The sequence below is a fragment of the Sphingobacterium sp. genome, assembly GCF_032065005.1.
GTDB lineage: Bacteria > Bacteroidota > Bacteroidia > Sphingobacteriales > Sphingobacteriaceae > Sphingobacterium.
On the sequence record NZ_DAMBMM010000005.1, the window covers coordinates 51,365 to 68,813 of the forward strand.

Here is a 17,449-nt window from a genome sequence, read left to right on the forward strand (position 1 = left end):
AGGGCAATAAGGCCCTGCAGATTTATTAAATGGTCATTATTTGTTAAATTAATAAAAGATGGAAAATAAGAGAATTAATGGCAATGATTTGATTGCCTTAGGATATAAAGAGAATTTGGCGATTGGGGTTGCTTTGAAGATCAATAAGAAGCGATTGGGTTTTAGCAAAGAGGAAATGTTGACGAAATTTAAAGCTGTTTTGGATGATCCAAAGGCTTTTGCTGATGATCCCTTGTTTTCACCGCTATCATTCGCCTTGTTGAACATTGAGGAATTGGAAAAATACAATATCCCCTTGAAGTCTGTAGAGCTGCCATTTGAGTTGTATGGCGCTGAGCAGATTGAGGATGGGGCAAAGAACCAAATGAAGACGGCGATGAAACTGCCTGTAACGGTTGCCGGTGCATTGATGCCTGATGCACACCAAGGCTATGGATTGCCTATTGGTGGGGTATTGGGTACGAAAAATGCAATCATTCCTTATGGTGTTGGGGTCGATATCGGTTGCCGTATGGCGCTTTCCATATTTGACCTTCCGGCCAGTTATGTGGATACCCATCGGGACGAGCTGAAAAAGATCTTGATGAAAACTACGCGCTTTGGTGCGGGAAACGGATTCTTGAAAGATGAACGCATTGACCATGAAGTGTTGGAGAACGATCAGTTTGATGCCAATCCTTTTGTGAAGCAATTAAAAGATAAGGCTTGGACCCAGTTGGGTTCTTCAGGTGGTGGAAACCATTTTGTGGAATTTGGTATCATGGAATTTAATGAAGAGGATAAAGAATTAGGGGTTCCTCAAGGGCAATATTTGGCTTTATTGACGCATTCTGGCTCTCGTGGATTGGGGGCAATGATCGCCAATCACTATACCAAAATGGCTATGCAGTTCTGTCAATTACCGCATGAGGCCAAGCATTTGGCTTATTTCGACTTGGATTCTGCTGAAGGTCAAGAGTATTGGTTGGCCATGAACCTAGCGGGGGATTATGCCTCTGCCTGCCACGAAGTAATCCATGAAAAGGTGCTCACTGAATTGGGTGCTGAGCGATTGACGAAGGTGGAAAACCATCATAACTTTGCTTGGAAAGAGATGTGGAAAGGTGAGGAGCTGATCGTGCACCGTAAAGGTGCAACTCCGGCGGCAAAAGGGGTGATGGGGATCATTCCGGGATCGATGGCTGCACCAGGATTCTTGGTACGTGGTAAAGGAGCTGAAGAAGCGATCAATTCGGCTTCGCATGGCGCAGGACGATTGATGAGCCGCACCCAAGCGATAAAGACCTTGTCCCGAATTGAGCTTAAACAGCGTTTAGAAGATCTAGGGATAACCCTGATCGGAGCTGATTTGGATGAAGCGCCAATGGCCTATAAGAATATCCATGAGGTCATGGATGCCCAAAGGGAATTAGTGGATGTGGTTGCATCCTTCCACCCAAAGGTGGTCCGCATGGCTGATGATGGTTCTAGGGAAGATTAAGCTAAGAGGTTTTGGATTGTTGTTCGGTCCTTTGACTTTAATAATGCCTTTTTATAAATAGGGATAAGGTTAGGCAGGGTTGTTACCTGCCATCTTATCCTTTAGTAATTGTCACACTAATTACTATCTTTAATATCTTATCTGGTTGAAATTCCAGTTTTTGCTATCGATGATGGTCAACTGGTTTGTTGGGACATTGAGGCCTAGAATAACTTTCAAGGTCAACATGGCCATCATGGTTCCAGTGATTCCCGCCAAAGCTCCCAGGACCCCAAATTGGTCACAGTTCTGTACATCCTCCGGATTAGGGGGGCTTGGAAATATATCCCTTAGGTTCTTGCTGCCCTCATAATTGAAGACAGCTACTTGGCCTTCAAAGGAAAATATGCTTCCATAAACGAGTGTTTTTCCCATTTTGATACATTGGTCATTAACTAGGTATCTTGTTTCAAAATTATCTGAACCATCAACGATGATGTCGTATCCTGAAAATACAGCTTCAATGTTTTCCTTATTAAGTTTCTGGTTGATGGGCTCGAAAGAAATTCCTGAATTGAATTGGCTTACAAAAGATTGTGCACTTTCGACCTTTGGCTTTCCAATAAAGCTTTCTTGATGTATTACCTGTCGGTTTAAGTTGTGGATTTCAACTATATCAAAGTCGATACTAGCCAATTTCCCAACGCCTGCCGCCGCTAGGTATTGAATGACAGGAGATCCTAAGCCGCCAGCTCCAATCACCAGAACCCTTGCGTTTCCAATCTTTCGCTGGCCTTCAATGGATACTTCTTCCATAAAGATCTGTCGGCTATAGCGGCTGAATTCCTTATCCATGGTTGCTGTTTGAGTTGCTGAAATGCTCAGAAAAACAGGAATCCCAATCTTTCATGATAGGGTCGTAGCCCTTGGCCTTTATTCTGTTCTTTATTTCTTCCATACTGCGTTCATCGGAAATCTCAAACTGCTCCAGGGATTGCGGGTCAACGACATATCCACCAGGATTGGTTTTTGAGGCAGCGCTCATGCTTGTTGCTCCCAATGCGATGATATGGTTCCTGAAGTTTTCACTTTCTCGCGTGGAAATTGAAATCTCCAGGTCTGGGTTCCAGATCCTATAGGCACAGATCAATTGCAACAGGTGACGGTCCTCCATAATGAAGTTGGGTTCAATTATGCCCTCTGCTGGCCGCAGTCGTGGAAATGAAACGGAATATTTGGTTTTCCAATATCGCTGTTGTAGGTAATTTAGGTGAACCGCATTGAAGAAACTGTCTATCCGCCAATCCTCTAGGCCTAACAGTACACCTAGACCTATTTTATGGATTCCGGCAGAGCCTATGCGGTCTGGTGTTTCTAATCGGAAATTGAAATTGGACTTTTTGCCTTTCGGATGGTATATTTTATAGACTTCTTCGTGATAGGTTTCTTGATAGACCAGCACTGAATGTACCCCTGCCTGATGGAGCATGGCATACTCTTCCTGGGAGAGTGGCTGTACTTCAATGGAGATGTTTGAAAAAAAAGGTTTCAACAGACTGATGGCGTTCAGGAAATATTGGATTTCTACTGTCTTGTTGGCTTCTCCCGAAACCAATAGGACATGATTGATCCCCATCTCTTTTAAAGCCATGGCCTCCAAGATAATTTCAGCATTGCTCAAGGTCCTTCGTTTTATTTTGTTGTCCATGCTGAAGCCACAATAGGTACAGATGTTCTGGCATTCATTGCTCAGGTACAAAGGGGCATACAGCTGTATGGTCTTGCCAAAACGCTGCTGGGTCAACTGGTTGCTTAGTTGTGCCATTGGTTCTAAAAAAGGTTCCGCAGCAGGTGATATAAGGTTCAGAAAGTCCATAATAGACTTCTTAGGCCTATTCAGGGATGCTTCAACATCTGAGGTTTTGCAGTTCTGTAATTTATTTTGGATCTCTTTCCAGTCGTATTGGTTTAAGGTTTCTTTGATGTCCATCCTGTTATTGATCCATTAAAAAACTAGTTAGTGGAGAAGATGGATTGGCATTAAAGCTTTTACTTGCTAATCCAGATTCATAGGCCATCCTTCCTGAAATCACGGCCAGCTTGAAAGCTTCGGCCATTTTAATAGGATCTGAGGCTGTGGCAATTGCAGTGTTCACCAATACGGCATCTGCTCCAATTTCCATGGCTTGGGCAGCATCAGATGGGGTGCCAATGCCCGCATCGACTACTACCGGTACCTGGCTCTGTTCAATGATGATCTCCAAAAAGTCTATGGTCTTTAAGCCTTTGTTGCTTCCTATTGGAGAACCTAATGGCATAACAACTGCCGTCCCGGCATCCTCCAGTTTTTTACATAAAACAGGGTCAGCATGAATATAGGGCATGATGATAAAACCCTGTTTGGCTAGCGCTTCGGTAGCTATTAACGTTTCAATGGGATCAGGCATCAAATATCGAGGGTCAGGATGGATTTCCAATTTGATCCAATTGGTTTCAAACGCTTCCCTTGCAAGTTGGGCTGCAAAAATTGCTTCTTTTGCATTCCTTGCCCCCGACGTATTGGGAAGCAAGCCCACATTGGGTAATGACAAGGAATTCAGCAAGGTATCCTCCTCGGATTGGTGATCCACTCTCTTTAATGCTAAGGTGACCAATTCGGTTTGAGAAACTAAAATAGCTTCCTCCATCTGGGAAAGGTTTCCAAATTTTCCAGAACCTAAGAAAAGTCTGGATTGAAATGATTTATCGGCTATTTTTAACATAATCTTCTATGTAAAATTGATTCATTCTTGATGTTGCAGAAGGGTCATTTTGAATCAGGCTTGATACAGCCACGCCATAAATACCTGCTTGCAACAATTCGGTTAAGTCCTGATCTATTATCCCTCCAATGGCATAAATTGGAGGGAATTGTATATTTTCATTTTTTAGTCTTTGGATGATTTCCTGGTATCCTGAAAACCCTAGAACCGGACTGAGTTTCTGTTTGGTTGAGGTGAACCTTAATGGTCCAAGACCAATGTAATCGCATTCTTCCCTGCTTCTTTGAAGTACATCATGGAAGCTGTTAGCTGTTCCACCAATAATTTTTTCAGTGCCTAAGACAGCTCTTGCACTTAAAATAGATTCATCCTGCAAACCTAAATGGATTCCATCTGCATCCAGTTCCTTGGCTAAATGCAAATGGTCGTTGATGATAAAGGTTGCTTGATAGAGTTCACAGAGCTTTCGGCCCAATTCTGCGAGCTGATGAAGTTCCTTTTCTGTACCATATTTCCACCTGAGTTGTAGCCACATGATTCCTGAATCCAGGGCATTCCTGATATTTCTTTCCTGATCTGAAAAGGTTCTTCCATCGGATATGTATTGGATTCGACTTAAGTTTGTTTTCATTGTTGATCTGCTTTCCATAATGCTAGTTTTTCATTGCAGGAGATCAAATAATTAGTTGGATCGATCTGATTCCAAATAGAGCCCAGCAAAGCAATTCCGTCCGAACCTTTGTCTAAAACTCTTTCCATGTTTTGATATTCAATTCCTCCTAGTCCAATCAAATCGACATCCGCATTGTCCTTTAATCCTATATCTTCAAAAACATTGTTGGAAACGCCGTGTCCAGGCTTTGAGATACTCTGAAAAATAGGACTAAGAAAGGCGTAAGACCAAGTCTTGTTCAATTCATTGAATTCTTGAATAGAATGCGTGGAAGTCGATAAAATGTAATTTCCATTATACTCCAATTGCTTTCCTCTTATCCGATCATAACTATTGAAATGCAGACGCTCAATGTCTGCAAATTCAGTCGCTAGGTGATGGTGGGAGTGGAGTACGATTTTCTTTCTTTGACAAACATCAATATTGTCCAAATACTCCAAAGCAAGCTCATCTGACGAGGCATATTTCCTGAAATGAAATAGCTCTAATCCATTATTTAACATGTTGTTGACATGCAATGGTTCGTTAGGATAATTGCTGTTTGGAGAAACGACTATGATCATAGATATATTTCTTTTCCGCTTTCAATAAATTCCTTCGATTTTTCCAACATCCCTTCTTCGGTTGCCTCCCTAATCTCTTGTGTTATTTTCATGGAACAGAATTTAGGACCGCACATCGAACAGAAGTGAGCCACCTTTGCTGCATCTGCAGGTAAGGTTTCGTCATGAAACTCTCTAGCGGTATCAGGGTCTAGTGAAAGGTTAAATTGATCCTCCCATCTGAATTCAAATCTTGCTTTGCTCAATGCATTGTCTCTGTATTGGGCACCAGGATGTCCTTTGGCTAAATCTGCAGCATGGGCAGCAAGTTTATAGGTGATTACACCGTCCTTAACGTCTTTTTTATTGGGAAGGCCTAAGTGTTCTTTTGGTGTTACGTAGCACAGCATAGCACATCCATACCAACCGATCATTGCAGCTCCAATAGCAGAAGTGATATGGTCATAGCCGGGTGCAATATCCGTTGTCAATGGACCTAAGGTATAAAACGGAGCCTCATCACATTCTTCCAATTGCTTTTCCATGTTCTCTTTGATCATGTGCATAGGAACGTGTCCCGGTCCTTCTATCATCACCTGGACGTCATGCTTCCAAGCTATTTTAGTCAATTCTCCTAAGGTTTCCAATTCTGCAAATTGAGCCTCATCGTTGGCATCGGCAATAGAGCCTGGTCTTAATCCATCACCTAAAGAGAAGGCAACATCGTACTTTTTCATGATTTCGCATATCTCCTCAAAATGCGTATACAGAAAGTTCTCTTTATGATGGTATAGGCACCACTTAGCCATGATTGAACCACCTCTAGAAACAATTCCTGTTACCCTTTTCGCCGTTAAATGGATGTATCTCAACAGGACACCTGCATGTATCGTAAAGTAAGAAACGCCCTGTTCTGCTTGCTCAATGAGGGTATCCTTGAAAATCTCCCAAGTCAGATCTTCGGGTACACCTTTAACTTTTTCTAAAGCCTGATAGATAGGAACTGTACCTATTGGAACTGGAGAATTTCGGATAATCCACTCGCGGGTTTCATGGATGTTCTTTCCGGTAGAGAGGTCCATGATCGTGTCTGCACCCCATCGGCATGCCCAGACTGCCTTTTCCACTTCCTCTTCGATACTGGAACTTACAGCGCTGTTTCCGATATTGGCGTTGATCTTCACCAAGAAATTGCGGCCAATGATCATAGGTTCGCTTTCCGGATGGTTAATATTGTTTGGAATGATTGCCCTACCGGCTGCGATTTCATCCCGCACAAATTCAGGACTTATCCGTTTTGGCGTATTGGCACCAAAGCTTTCACCTTTATGTTGTTCAGCCATTCCTTTCGTAGCGGCCTGTAATTGTTCAATTCTTTGGTTCTCACGAATGGCGACATATTCCATTTCCGCAGTGATGATCCCTTTCTTTGCATAGTGCAGCTGGGTCACATTTTGACCATATACTGCTCTTTTCGGTTTATGATTGTAAGAAAATCGTAATTCATCCAAGCTTGGATCATGGAGTCTTTTTTGTCCGTACTCGGAACTGATACCATCCAGAATCTCGACGTCATTGCGGTCTAAAATCCATTGTTCCCTGATCCTATCCAAGCCTTTCCGGATGTCGATTTCAGCATTCACATCGGTATAAGGACCAGAAGTATCATAAATCGTAACGGGAGGGTTGATTTCAAAACCGCCCTTGCTCAACTTGGTTGGGCTCAGGGATATTTCACGCATTGCAACTTGGATAGGGTGCAGGTTGCCTGGAATATAAACCTTTTTGGAATTTGGAAAAGCATTGGTTGTAATCTTTTGTTCTGTCATTTCTTCAAATATTTAAGGGTTATCCGCCTTGAGTTGCGGTTATGATTAGGATAGAATCAGTATCAGCCAATAGGGTATCCGACCATCTGTCTCTTGGGATGACTTGGTTATTGAGGGCAACAGCAACACCTTTGGTTTTGCCTTTAAGCTCCAAATCCATTAATTCCTCCAAATTAAATGGATATCTCTTGTACTGTTTTGTCTGATTATTGATAATAAGTAACATTCCTGAATAGTTATTTAAGCATTAATGCTTTAGGAATGTCTACTTTAGGTACAGGACGCACCCATGAATGACATTTTACTTTTCCCTACGCTAGTATGATCTAGATCAGGTTATAAGGGTAAAATCTCAGCCTGCAATTAATGCAGACACCCCTAAAGCGTTGGCAAGTTAGCTAAATGAGTTAACTAAAAGAAATTATTTGTGATTATAATACAATTTACAGGATTCTTCTTTACCGAGAAGAAACACCAAACAGTCCCAAGAACTACTTTAGGATCAATCTTTCAGCAGGGGACTTCTCTTTAAATTCTTTGTAATATTTCTTGACATATACATGCAGGTCATAGCTGGTCCAATATTGGGCTGTTTCGAAATCAGGTCTATATTCCACCATAAACTGTTCCAGCTCATCATCGTCCATTGGGATAATATCGCTAATGCTTGCTTTGTTGAAGATTTGGTCCACTTCCATATTTTTGATTTCTTGCTGCATAAAAGCACTGAACCTTCTTGCGTTTCTACCAGATTTACTGAATTTTTCGTAGAAGTAAGTAACGGTTGGCATACCAATGGGTAGAAGCAGGTACCAAGGCGGTTCACCGGAGTAGTATAATCCACCCTTAACGTTAATATCTTTTTTCATGCTTTCCAGTTCCTTTAACTTAGCGGCTTTGGTATTCCCCATGACAACGATCTCTTCTAATACGATGGATTTTTTCTGTAGGTAGACATGGTAATTTAGATCTTCAGCCAAGATACTGAGGCGGTTCCAATGTGGATGGACAAAGGTTATGCTATCATTTGGGCGGGCATCGATACCAAAGGAACCATCAAAATCTGACCGAAGCGTTTGTTTTGTTCTCTGGTTAATGACATCCACATTTTTGATCAGCAGACTGCTGTCGCTGGAGTACACTGTGCCGGTATATCTCTTTTGAGCTTGGGAAAATGCCACCAAACTATAAAGGAACAAAAGAAAGGAAATAATAATTGGTTTTAATGCCATAGCTTTAAAATTAAGCTTTCATTTTCTTTAGATGAAAATAATTCATCCAGTCTAATTTACTAAATCTAAAAGCTTAGAATCAAAGCAATAACTATATTTAACATATTGGTTAAGAAAATTAAATACAGGAAATCCATAGGGAATTAATTATTCTCATTTCGCCAGTTTAATTAAAATGAAAGGCTATTTTTGGATTCAATTCTAAAAAGAGCGATTGACCATGTTTACCAAAATCCGAAACACCAATATTGCGGTTGCTGCTGCCATCTTATCCATCATCTGTGTACAAGGGGGAGCATCGTTCGCGAAGCAGTTGTTTCCATCCATCGGTCCCATCGCGACAACAACCCTGAGGATTGGCTTATCGGCCATCCTGCTATATGCGATCAATAGGCCGAAGCTGCATACCTTCAACAAGCAACAGTGGCTGTACTGTGGGCTTTACGGAATCGGCATTGCTGTCATGAACCTCATTTTTTACATGGCCATCCAAAGAATCCCATTGGGCTTAGGGGTCACCATCGAATTTGTAGGGCCTCTGTTCTTGGCCTTTGTCCTGTCTAAAAAGTGGACAGACGTCATCTGGGCAGTATTGGCATTGACTGGGATTTTACTGATCGTTCCTTGGAAGAGCAATGGCATCGATCCGATAGGATTGGGGTTAGCCTTAATGGCAGGGGTCTTCTGGGCAGTATATATCCTGATGGGGGCCAAGCTATCCAAAGTTATGGAGGGCAAACAGGCCGTTACTACCGGAATGATGATCGCTACGGTCTTTATTGTTCCATTCGCCTTAATGGATGGAGCGATATTGAACATCAATATGGGCCAATTTTCCATAGGGCTTCTGGTGGCCATATTATCTTCGGCATTGCCATTTTCATTAGACATGATGGCTTTAGGAAGACTGCCCGCCAAAACATTTAGCATCTTGACCAGTCTGCAACCTGCATTCGGAGCACTCTCTGGATTGATCTTTTTACAAGAATACCTCAGTATCCATCAATGGATTTCCGTCTTATGTGTGGTATTGGCAAGTATTGGGACGACAGTTTTTTCTCGAAAACAGGAAAAGCATGAACTATAAATAAAAAATTCCAACAAATAATCTCATGAAATGTTCAACAGGTATAAACAAATTTTCAGTATTATGCCCAGAGAGAAAACACCCCAGATAAAAAAGCCAAAAACTTATGATGCATTGGTAGATAAGGGGATGAGTAAAGAAAAAGCTGCCCGTATTTCAAATGCACAGGCTGCCGGTACCATCGACCATAAATCTAAAAAGCTGGAAGAAAGATCAAAATCTGATTTATTGGCAGAAGCCAAAGAAATCGGTATAAAAAATCGTCACAGCATGAATAAGGGACAGCTTATCAAAGAAATCAGAGGACATTAACAGTCCTCTTTTTTTATCCTCCCAAATTAACTACCCGATTGAGGGAATCTAAGCTTGCGGTACATTTTTCATTAGCTTTCGTGCCGATGACTTGACTATCGCTCTCTTCGATTTCATAGCCTTTGCTCTTCAGGTAATGGATCAACGTATTTCTATGATCGACTTCAAAGTTTGAGATCACCTGCGGGAAAGTTGTGAATATTCTGTAATGATTATCTTTTCTGTTCTGTTGGATTTTCTCTGATTTTACGGTCATCAGCATGACCCCGCTGCCATAATCCGCTAGGTAATAGGCATCGGCGTCAAACATTCCGACTGCGATTAGGCCCAATCGATGTAAGTCATCCTGTTTGATCGAATACTCGGGGGTTCTCAATTGATCTATTTTATTTTTCACACCAAATGCTTTCAGACCTTTCGCATCAGTTAGGAGGTTTTCAGGTAAGTTTGATTGACTATTTGCCCATGACCAAAGCCAAGTGTTTACAGAATACGAAAAGCTCCCAATAATCTGTAATGGAAACTCAAGGCCATCACCAAAAGTGATTGTCCCACGTGTCAAATCCGCATCCCAGCTCTTGTCTTCAATTAATTCCGAAAAGTCGACTTGCTTTTCAAATCCATAAGCTGCATAACTCTCAAATAATTCTTTCTCTGTTTTTATTGGCTCAATTTTAGGGCTTTCTTTGCTGGTTGGTTGTTCTGATTTTTCATTTTCTTGTTTAGGTGTAGGTTTTCCAAATAACCTATTTAAAAATCCCATAATATATAACTTTACTGTGTTAGTTTCTTTTGATGATTTAAGTTAATAAAGGCTGGTTGAAATCCATAATTAGTCAGGGCTAATGTTATAGGAAATTCATTTTTCGTAGTGTTATATCTACTGTTTGTAGGAGAAAATACTTATCTACGTAAATTGACGAATATTAATTTTACCTCAATTAAAGTGAAGCTAGGTTTTATTTTAGCTTATTAAAAGTCGTGTGGTTAAATATTTGCTTAAATTCTGAGCTTATTCAGTAGGGCTTTCAAAAGAGGGGATCTTTTTGATATTGTAAAAATATCATATATAAATGGTTATGTAACAGGTTGTTAGTATAAAAACATCCAAATTGTTACTGTTGTGTCTGTTCAAACAGTTGTTTCGCTTAACAAAATAATCTTTCATTCTTGTGATTATTAGTGTTTTGTGCTGAAAAGTAATTGTTTTATTGGCTATTTTTGACCATTATTATTTTTACCTGTGAAACCATTATTACTCTTTATCGGGATACTTCTTATAGTATCCTGTAAAAACCAAATTATATCTACTCAAGAATCAGAAAAGAATCCGTATTACGAACAGGCATACGAGTTCTTGGACAAAAATGAGTTTGATAGTGCTTTTGTCTATTTTGAGAAAGCAAAATCGTTGTTCTTGGAAAAGAATGACAGTGTCGGTGTGGCCGAAAGCTATATCAATATGGCCGTTACCCAATCTGATTTTGGTGATTATTATGGTTCCCAGGAAACCTCCACCAAAGCCATTGAATATCTTAACCTGAACGATACCTCCCAATATGGTTTGTTGGGAATGGTCTACAATAATTTAAGTAATGTATATACTTCCTTAAAGGATACTGAAAAATCGATTGAAGCCAATCAATTAGCCATACGGTATGCCGCAAACCCTGCCAATAAAAAGGTTTATGAAAATAACTTGGCATCCACCTATATAGCGAATAGGGAATATCAAAAAGCCATTGAAATCTTAAAAAAACTGCTTTCTAGTACAGATTCAAATTCCATCGATTATGCTCGTTTCTTAACGAATTATGCAAGGGCCAAAGGTCATCTCGATACGAATTACAGGTTATTGCCCGTATTGAGGAAAGCTATGCTGATCCGTCAGAAGATGAAAGACCCTTGGGGGCTCAATTCGAGTTATACCCATATGGCCAATTATTATAAGGAAAGGAACAAGGATTCAGCGCTGTATTATTCCAAGCAGCAATACGAGGCGGCTAAGGCTATCAAAAATCCGGATGCCCAAATGGATGCCCTGCAACGGATATTGGAACTCTCTGTTCTGGAAAGAAACCAACCTCTACTTGAAAGATACCATAAGATACAGGACAGCGTCGAAATTGCACGGATGAATGCAAAAAATCAATTTGCACTAATCCGCTACGAGGTGGAAAAGAGTAAAACCAATAACCTCAAGCTCAGCAATGAAGTTGCGGAAAAACAATATAGATTGAACCTGATGCGGGTATTCATCGTTGGTCTGTTGATTGTGGCTGCACTGACGTCATTCTATTTCTTGAATTGGCATAAAAGAAGGAAGCAGCGAATGGAATTGGAAGCTGAAAATAGGGTAAAGGAAAGTCAGCTGAAAACTTCCAGAAAAGTCCATGATGTCGTTGCGAATGGGATTTATCGGGTAATGGCTGAATTAGAGAATCGAGATGATATCAACCGAGAGGAGCTATTGGACCGGTTGGAAATCCTATATGACAAGTCCAGGGATATATCCTACGAAGTTGAAGACCTCGGGATGGATGATGTTCAGTTCCACCTGACCATCTCCGAATTGCTGAAATCATTTTCAAATGAGGAACGTACCGTCCTGATTGCAGGAAACGAAGAAGCTATTTGGGAAAAATTTAATGCTGTTCAAAAGGACAACCTAGAGCAGGTCTTGCAGGAACTGATGGTCAATATGCAGAAACATAGTAAAGCGCAGGAAGTCATCGTCCGATTTGACGACGATGGAAATAACCTTCATGTCTATTATAAAGATGATGGCATTGGACTTTCGGATTCCTTAAAATATGGCAATGGATTTAAGAATACGGAAAACCGTATAAATCTATTGAAAGGGACCCTTACTTTTGAGAAAAATAATAATAGAGGTTTAGGAATTCACATTTCCATCCCTATTCAAAAATAGGATGTTATGTTTAAAAAAGTATTGATTGCTGAAGATCATGAGGTGGCCAACCTTTCTGTCCATAAGACGGTACAGGAAATGGGAGTCACTGACACCAAATATGTCTATTACTGCGATGATGCGCTCAGTTGGATCAAAAAAGCAGTTCGCGAGGGAGAGCCGTATGACCTCCTGATCACCGACTTGGTTTTCGAAGATGATATCGTTCCACAAAAGATTTCCCATGGAAAGGACTTGATAAAAGCCGCAAAAGAAGTACAACCCGACCTGAAGGTGATTGTATTTTCTTCCATTGATCGGATCAGCCTGATCGAGGATCTCTTTAGAAATTACCAGATCGACGCCTATGTCAGGAAGGCAAGGCATGATGGGCAACATTTTAGAGAAGCGCTGAAAGCGGTGGCCAGCAACAAAATTTATCAGTCACCCGATATCCGCTTGGCCCTAAGGTCTAAGAATTCGCATGAATTTACCAATATGGATATCCAGATTATCTCATCCCTGTCCCAAGGAGTCCTTCAAAAGAACATCCCTCAAATCTTGCAGGAAAAGAATATCAAACCTTCCGGGTTGAGTAGTATCGAGAAACGATTGAACCTGATGAAAGAGGTATTGGGCTTTACCAAGAATGAACAACTGGTATTGTATTGCAAGGATAAGGGATTAATATAAAATTAATGATTGCTTTACGGAAAACCGTATGGTAATGCTAAGTAGGGAAAGTATCTTTGCTTACTGATTTGACCAACCCATATTAACCAAAATAAATATAAATGGCTTCTAATTATTTAGAGGCCATTTTTTATGCTCTTTCTTGCCAATCTTGTTAAATAATGTTAATCCATGGGTATAAATATACATTTAGGCATTTGCTTTGCGTTAATAATAGCAAACAGAGTAAAAAAGTAAAAGAGTAAATAATTTCATAATTTAGGTTAATAATTGGTTAGTTAAAAAAAACCTGAGCTTCCCCGGCTCAGGTTTTTTAGTTTTTGTTTATGATGGATATGATCCCATTGCCCATTCCCAAAATTTGCCAAATGACTAGGTCAAATCAAAATTTACGGCAAACTTCAATAATTCTGCAAAGGATTTATTTTCCAGTTTCTTGCAAATATTTTTTCGGTGTGTGGATACGGTATGGGAGGATAGAAAGAGTTGGTCTGAGATTTCTGATGTTGAGAAACCGTTTGCCAGCATTCGAATTATCTCTTTTTCCCTTTTGGTCAGTTGTGCATATTTTTTATAATGGGCATGCACATATTCGTTTTGGTCCAAGGTCTTATTGACACGTTGGATGATATGGTCTAATCCATCAATAGGAGCAGAAATCAAGATCAACTTAGTCTCGGTTTGAATTTCAGCAAGTTTACAACTGGTAAAACACCATTGGTACTGTTGGTCAGCATACCTTTTTACCCTTTGGAAAAAATTGTAGGTTTTGTCAGCCTCCCCATTGATAATATACTGCTGTAAACCGACAAAAAAGCTGAATATTTCCTCTTTAACAAAGAAATGGTCGTAATAATCCATACCCATGGCAGGGATTTCCTCAGGATATACCCCTAAATAGCTGGTCCCCCAATGGTTCATATAGCTGCAGCCATTAGGTGAATTTCCGCTCAGATCATGGATCATGAGGCTCGCCGGTAAGATATCGCCTAAGTCAGGAATGGTGAAATTCCCCATATTAAGACCATTCGAGATTTCAAATAATTGGGCATCAAGGGTTATCATAATAATTAATAGGTGGTTTGGAAATTAATTATCGCTTATCCTAAAATAGTGAACAATGTTTAAACACTAAAATAAATTTTTCAAATCCACTGATTGAATTGCAATAAATAATTCTATTATAGAACCTTTTATCCGTTTTAAAATGTCCGCTAAGTATTTTGTGTTGTTTTAAATAACTGTTAATCAAGATGATGCGCGCTTAATCCGCGAAGTTAACTAACACGAATTTTTTATTTAGAAATAATAAAAAAAGGCAAAAATACCTTTGCTCCAGCAGTAGTAATATTTATGTTCGTAACAGTTTAATCTTTTTAAAAAAATAAGACTCCAACTGTAAAATAGAATCATGAAAAAGCTAACTATCCTTCTCTTTATTATTTTCAATTGTCTGGCCGCATCGGCGCAAAGAGGTAAAATCAGCAATAATTTTTTTGGTCACCTTGAATTCAACTCCCTTGATGGAAGGTATAAGGCTACCCTTGAAAAGAATATCTTCAATGGATTGGAATTTTATGACAGTTCAAGCAATAGAATCACCTTTGATGAAAAGTACCTATCCAAGCATTTTCCAGGTATCATGCGAGATAATGAAGGGAAAACCAATTTTCTACGAAATCTGGTTCGTAAATATTCAAGTGATAAAAATTATAGATTATCTCATGTCATCGATATGTTTGGCAAAGAGAAGATTGAAGACAATCGGGGCTATTCTTCCGAGAAGGGAAAGGATTTTTTTGGACACGAATATCATGAAGAATCGGGGAAGTTTGGTACTGCTAGCATCAAACGTAACCTGCAAGGCGTTCTTGAATATGATCTAAATGACTTTTCAGCCAGCTTAGGCAAAGATTTCCATAAGCAATGGGTATATGAAGATTCTCAAAAAAACAGGATCGAATTCAATCCTAGTTCTTGGGAAAAAATGATCAAAAGGTTCAAGTCCGATAAAGAAATCATGTTCTTCTTAATCGAACAATTGACTGATTTCTATGACGAAGATGACAACTCTTATCATGACGATTATTGATGCTCCCTTAGCGGTTCATTATAAATTCCACAGCAGCTTCTTCATCAATTTTTAAGCAATATAAGCCAGCAGCATCGGGCTGGTCATCCTCATGTGCAGAACTGCTGATAAATAATTCATCCATATTTGGCCCTCCAAAAGTACAGGAAGTTGGATTTTTGGAAGGCAATGGGATATAATCGATGACCTCTAACCTTGCAAGATCAAATATGATGATCCGGTTTCCGCCCCAATTTGCTACATAGAGTTTCCTGCTCTTGGAGAGGCACATCCCGTCCAGAGAACCTGGTCCATCATATTGAAAGATCAGGGTTTCATCCTCCAGCTTTCCATCATTGTATTTGAACCTTCTGACCGAGTTTAGTTCGGAATCGATGAAATAGAAAAATTTGTCCTCAAACACAATCCCATTTGAAATAATGACCCCATCCAATAAGGGCTTTGCCTCGTCCTGTTTCAGTTCATATAAGGTTGCGTCGGGTATCAATGGACCATTGTCACCATTGTTGAGATTGTTCATGCTACCGATTAACCAAGTGCCCCAAGGGCTTACCGCGCCATCATTATACCGGTAATTTGACCTATGCTCAGGCTGTGTGATGAACGTCTTACTCCCTGTTTTCCATTCCAGTTCATACAGGCCGCTTTCAAGAGATATTAAGATTTTGTCCAAATCAGGAGTCAATGCCACACAACTTACATATTCGTTGAATACCTGTTTTTCAATATTCTGGGTTTGGTAATCATAGATGTAAAGTTTTTTGTCCATGATATCCACAAAGAAAAGTTTCTGGATCCTAAAATCCCAAACCGGTCCTTCGCCTAATTTTAATGTTTCTTTATAAATTCTTTTAAGGGCCATATTCCATGGTTTTGGTAGATTGCTATAAATCCTGAAATTGTTTCATTTTCTATAGCGGATTTCTTGGTCATTATCAGCAATATAAGTTATTTTTAGGTTTAATTTAAACCTACATGAGATTTTTAGAGAAACTGGACGCAGGGCAAACGGTGATCGGACCATTTTCAAAAACTTCAGATCCGTCCATGATTGAAGCCATGGGATTTGCAGGCTTTGACTTTATCATCATCGATTTGGAACATGGTCCCAATAGCATTTTAAATGCGCAGAACCTCGTGAGGGCCGCGCAGATCACAGGAGCCTTTCCTATTATCCGGGTTCCCGAAAATGCGGCATCGGCTATCGGTAAAGCATTGGATATCGGTGCCATGGGGGTACAGGTCCCTCAGATCAGTAATGCCGAACAGGCCAAGTTGGCTGTTGAGTATGCTAAATTTGGACCGATAGGTATGCGGGGTGTATGTAGGTTTGTCCGAGCTGCCGAATTCTCAAACAAAGATAGGTTTGCGTATTTTTCAGAGGCCAATAAGAATTACCTGATCTTGCAATTGGAAGGAGAAGAGGCTATCAGGAATATTGAGGAAATCATTCAAGTGGAGCATGTCAACATTATTTTTCTAGGGCCTTATGACCTATCCCAAGCCTTAGGCGTGCCTGGACAGATTAATCATCCCACGGTTATAGAGAAAATAGAATATATCGTCTCGCTTTGCCAAGAAAACTCGAAAAAAACTGGAATCTTTACGGATAATCTTAAAGATGCAAGAAAGTGGAGGGACTTAGGGATTGATTACATTTCATATGCTGTTGATGTAGGTATCATACAGGAGGCTTCGAAGACCATAATCAGAGAAATCCTAAAATAGATTTAATCTGAAAATTTTCTGGGTTTTTATTTGACCTTATTCGAGACATATTCGGAAGCGATCCATAATGTTTCGAATAATTTCAAGTCCATTATCGAATGTCTCTCGAATATGCCTCGAATGAAACCC

The 17,449-nt window shown here is 40.1% G+C and carries 18 protein-coding genes and 1 riboswitch; of the genes, 7 read left to right on the plus strand and 11 right to left on the minus strand.

Translation table 11 applies throughout. The annotated features are described in order from the left end of the window. Window positions 1-58: 58 nt before the first annotated feature. A complete protein-coding gene (locus tag RT138_RS09780) occupies window positions 59-1,480 on the plus strand; it encodes an RtcB family protein (protein WP_313190518.1) in 1,422 nt (473 codons plus the stop codon). Window positions 1,481-1,609: 129 nt separating this feature from the next. Here RT138_RS09780 and RT138_RS09785 read toward each other — a convergent pair whose 3' ends face one another. The 8 genes from RT138_RS09785 to RT138_RS09820 all read right to left on the minus strand — a co-directional run bounded on the left by RT138_RS09785 (window position 1,610) and on the right by RT138_RS09820 (window position 8,497). After that, the gene (locus RT138_RS09785) at window positions 1,610-2,314 is read right to left on the minus strand and encodes a HesA/MoeB/ThiF family protein (protein ID WP_313190519.1); all 705 of its coding nucleotides are present in this window, start codon (window positions 2,312-2,314) and stop codon (window positions 1,610-1,612) included. Further along, a complete protein-coding gene (gene thiH / locus RT138_RS09790; protein WP_313190520.1) occupies window positions 2,307-3,449 on the minus strand; it encodes a 2-iminoacetate synthase ThiH in 1,143 nt (380 codons plus the stop codon). The genes RT138_RS09785 and thiH overlap by 8 nt, the downstream gene beginning before the upstream one ends. A 4-nt stretch (window positions 3,450-3,453) precedes the next feature. Beyond that, complete coding sequence (locus tag RT138_RS09795) at window positions 3,454-4,221, minus strand: thiazole synthase (RefSeq protein ID WP_313190521.1); 768 nt, start codon at window positions 4,219-4,221, stop codon at window positions 3,454-3,456. Beyond that, a complete protein-coding gene (thiE, locus tag RT138_RS09800) occupies window positions 4,202-4,852 on the minus strand; it encodes a thiamine phosphate synthase (protein ID WP_313190522.1) in 651 nt (216 codons plus the stop codon). The genes RT138_RS09795 and thiE overlap by 20 nt, the downstream gene beginning before the upstream one ends. Beyond that, the gene (locus tag RT138_RS09805) at window positions 4,849-5,457 is read right to left on the minus strand and encodes a thiamine phosphate synthase (RefSeq protein WP_313190523.1); all 609 of its coding nucleotides are present in this window, start codon (window positions 5,455-5,457) and stop codon (window positions 4,849-4,851) included. Before RT138_RS09805 ends, thiE begins: the two co-directional genes overlap by 4 nt. Continuing rightward, window positions 5,454-7,265, minus strand: a complete 1,812-nt coding sequence (thiC, locus tag RT138_RS09810) for a phosphomethylpyrimidine synthase ThiC (protein ID WP_313190524.1) — start codon at window positions 7,263-7,265, stop codon at window positions 5,454-5,456. The genes RT138_RS09805 and thiC overlap by 4 nt, the downstream gene beginning before the upstream one ends. A gap of 19 nt (window positions 7,266-7,284) precedes the next feature. Beyond that, on the minus strand, window positions 7,285-7,491 hold the full coding sequence (thiS, locus tag RT138_RS09815; RefSeq protein WP_313190525.1) for a sulfur carrier protein ThiS: 207 nt from the start codon (window positions 7,489-7,491) through the stop codon (window positions 7,285-7,287). A 65-nt stretch (window positions 7,492-7,556) separates the two neighbouring features. Then, a riboswitch (TPP riboswitch) is annotated at window positions 7,557-7,655 on the minus strand. Window positions 7,656-7,756: 101 nt separating this feature from the next. Continuing rightward, window positions 7,757-8,497, minus strand: a complete 741-nt coding sequence (locus RT138_RS09820; RefSeq protein WP_313190526.1) for a hypothetical protein — start codon at window positions 8,495-8,497, stop codon at window positions 7,757-7,759. 220 nt (window positions 8,498-8,717) lie between these two features. On the opposite strand from RT138_RS09820, the gene RT138_RS09825 reads away from it, so the two are divergent. Both RT138_RS09825 and RT138_RS09830 read left to right on the plus strand, forming a co-directional pair. Next, on the plus strand, window positions 8,718-9,584 hold the full coding sequence (locus tag RT138_RS09825; protein ID WP_313190527.1) for a DMT family transporter: 867 nt from the start codon (window positions 8,718-8,720) through the stop codon (window positions 9,582-9,584). A 63-nt stretch (window positions 9,585-9,647) separates the two neighbouring features. Beyond that, window positions 9,648-9,896, plus strand: coding sequence for a Rho termination factor N-terminal domain-containing protein (locus RT138_RS09830; RefSeq protein ID WP_313190528.1), 249 nt, complete (start codon window positions 9,648-9,650; stop codon window positions 9,894-9,896). A 13-nt stretch (window positions 9,897-9,909) separates the two neighbouring features. Here the strand turns inward: RT138_RS09830 and RT138_RS09835 are convergent, their stop codons facing one another. Beyond that, on the minus strand, window positions 9,910-10,659 hold the full coding sequence (locus RT138_RS09835) for a DUF6882 domain-containing protein (protein ID WP_313190529.1): 750 nt from the start codon (window positions 10,657-10,659) through the stop codon (window positions 9,910-9,912). A 480-nt stretch (window positions 10,660-11,139) separates the two neighbouring features. Between RT138_RS09835 and RT138_RS09840 the strand changes: the two genes are divergently transcribed. Both RT138_RS09840 and RT138_RS09845 read left to right on the plus strand, forming a co-directional pair. After that, the gene (locus RT138_RS09840; RefSeq protein WP_313190530.1) at window positions 11,140-12,828 is read left to right on the plus strand and encodes an ATP-binding protein; all 1,689 of its coding nucleotides are present in this window, start codon (window positions 11,140-11,142) and stop codon (window positions 12,826-12,828) included. A 6-nt stretch (window positions 12,829-12,834) separates the two neighbouring features. After that, window positions 12,835-13,500, plus strand: a complete 666-nt coding sequence (locus tag RT138_RS09845; RefSeq protein ID WP_185217178.1) for a response regulator transcription factor — start codon at window positions 12,835-12,837, stop codon at window positions 13,498-13,500. Window positions 13,501-13,872: 372 nt separating this feature from the next. On the opposite strand, the gene RT138_RS09850 is transcribed toward RT138_RS09845, so the two are convergent. Continuing rightward, window positions 13,873-14,565 (minus strand): helix-turn-helix transcriptional regulator, encoded by a 693-nt coding sequence (locus tag RT138_RS09850; RefSeq protein ID WP_313190531.1) that lies wholly within the window; start codon window positions 14,563-14,565, stop codon window positions 13,873-13,875. Between the two features lie 346 nt (window positions 14,566-14,911). On the opposite strand from RT138_RS09850, the gene RT138_RS09855 reads away from it, so the two are divergent. Continuing rightward, window positions 14,912-15,592: a hypothetical protein gene (locus RT138_RS09855; protein WP_313190532.1), complete on the plus strand. Its 681-nt coding sequence runs from the start codon at window positions 14,912-14,914 to the stop codon at window positions 15,590-15,592. Window positions 15,593-15,599: 7 nt separating this feature from the next. Here the strand turns inward: RT138_RS09855 and RT138_RS09860 are convergent, their stop codons facing one another. Continuing rightward, entirely contained in the window at window positions 15,600-16,454 is an 855-nt protein-coding gene (locus RT138_RS09860; RefSeq protein ID WP_313190533.1) for an SMP-30/gluconolactonase/LRE family protein, read from the minus strand. 113 nt (window positions 16,455-16,567) lie between these two features. Here RT138_RS09860 and RT138_RS09865 point away from each other — a divergent pair, with 113 nt between their 5' ends. Then, the gene (locus tag RT138_RS09865; RefSeq protein WP_313190534.1) at window positions 16,568-17,320 is read left to right on the plus strand and encodes an aldolase/citrate lyase family protein; all 753 of its coding nucleotides are present in this window, start codon (window positions 16,568-16,570) and stop codon (window positions 17,318-17,320) included. Window positions 17,321-17,449: the final 129 nt, after the last annotated feature.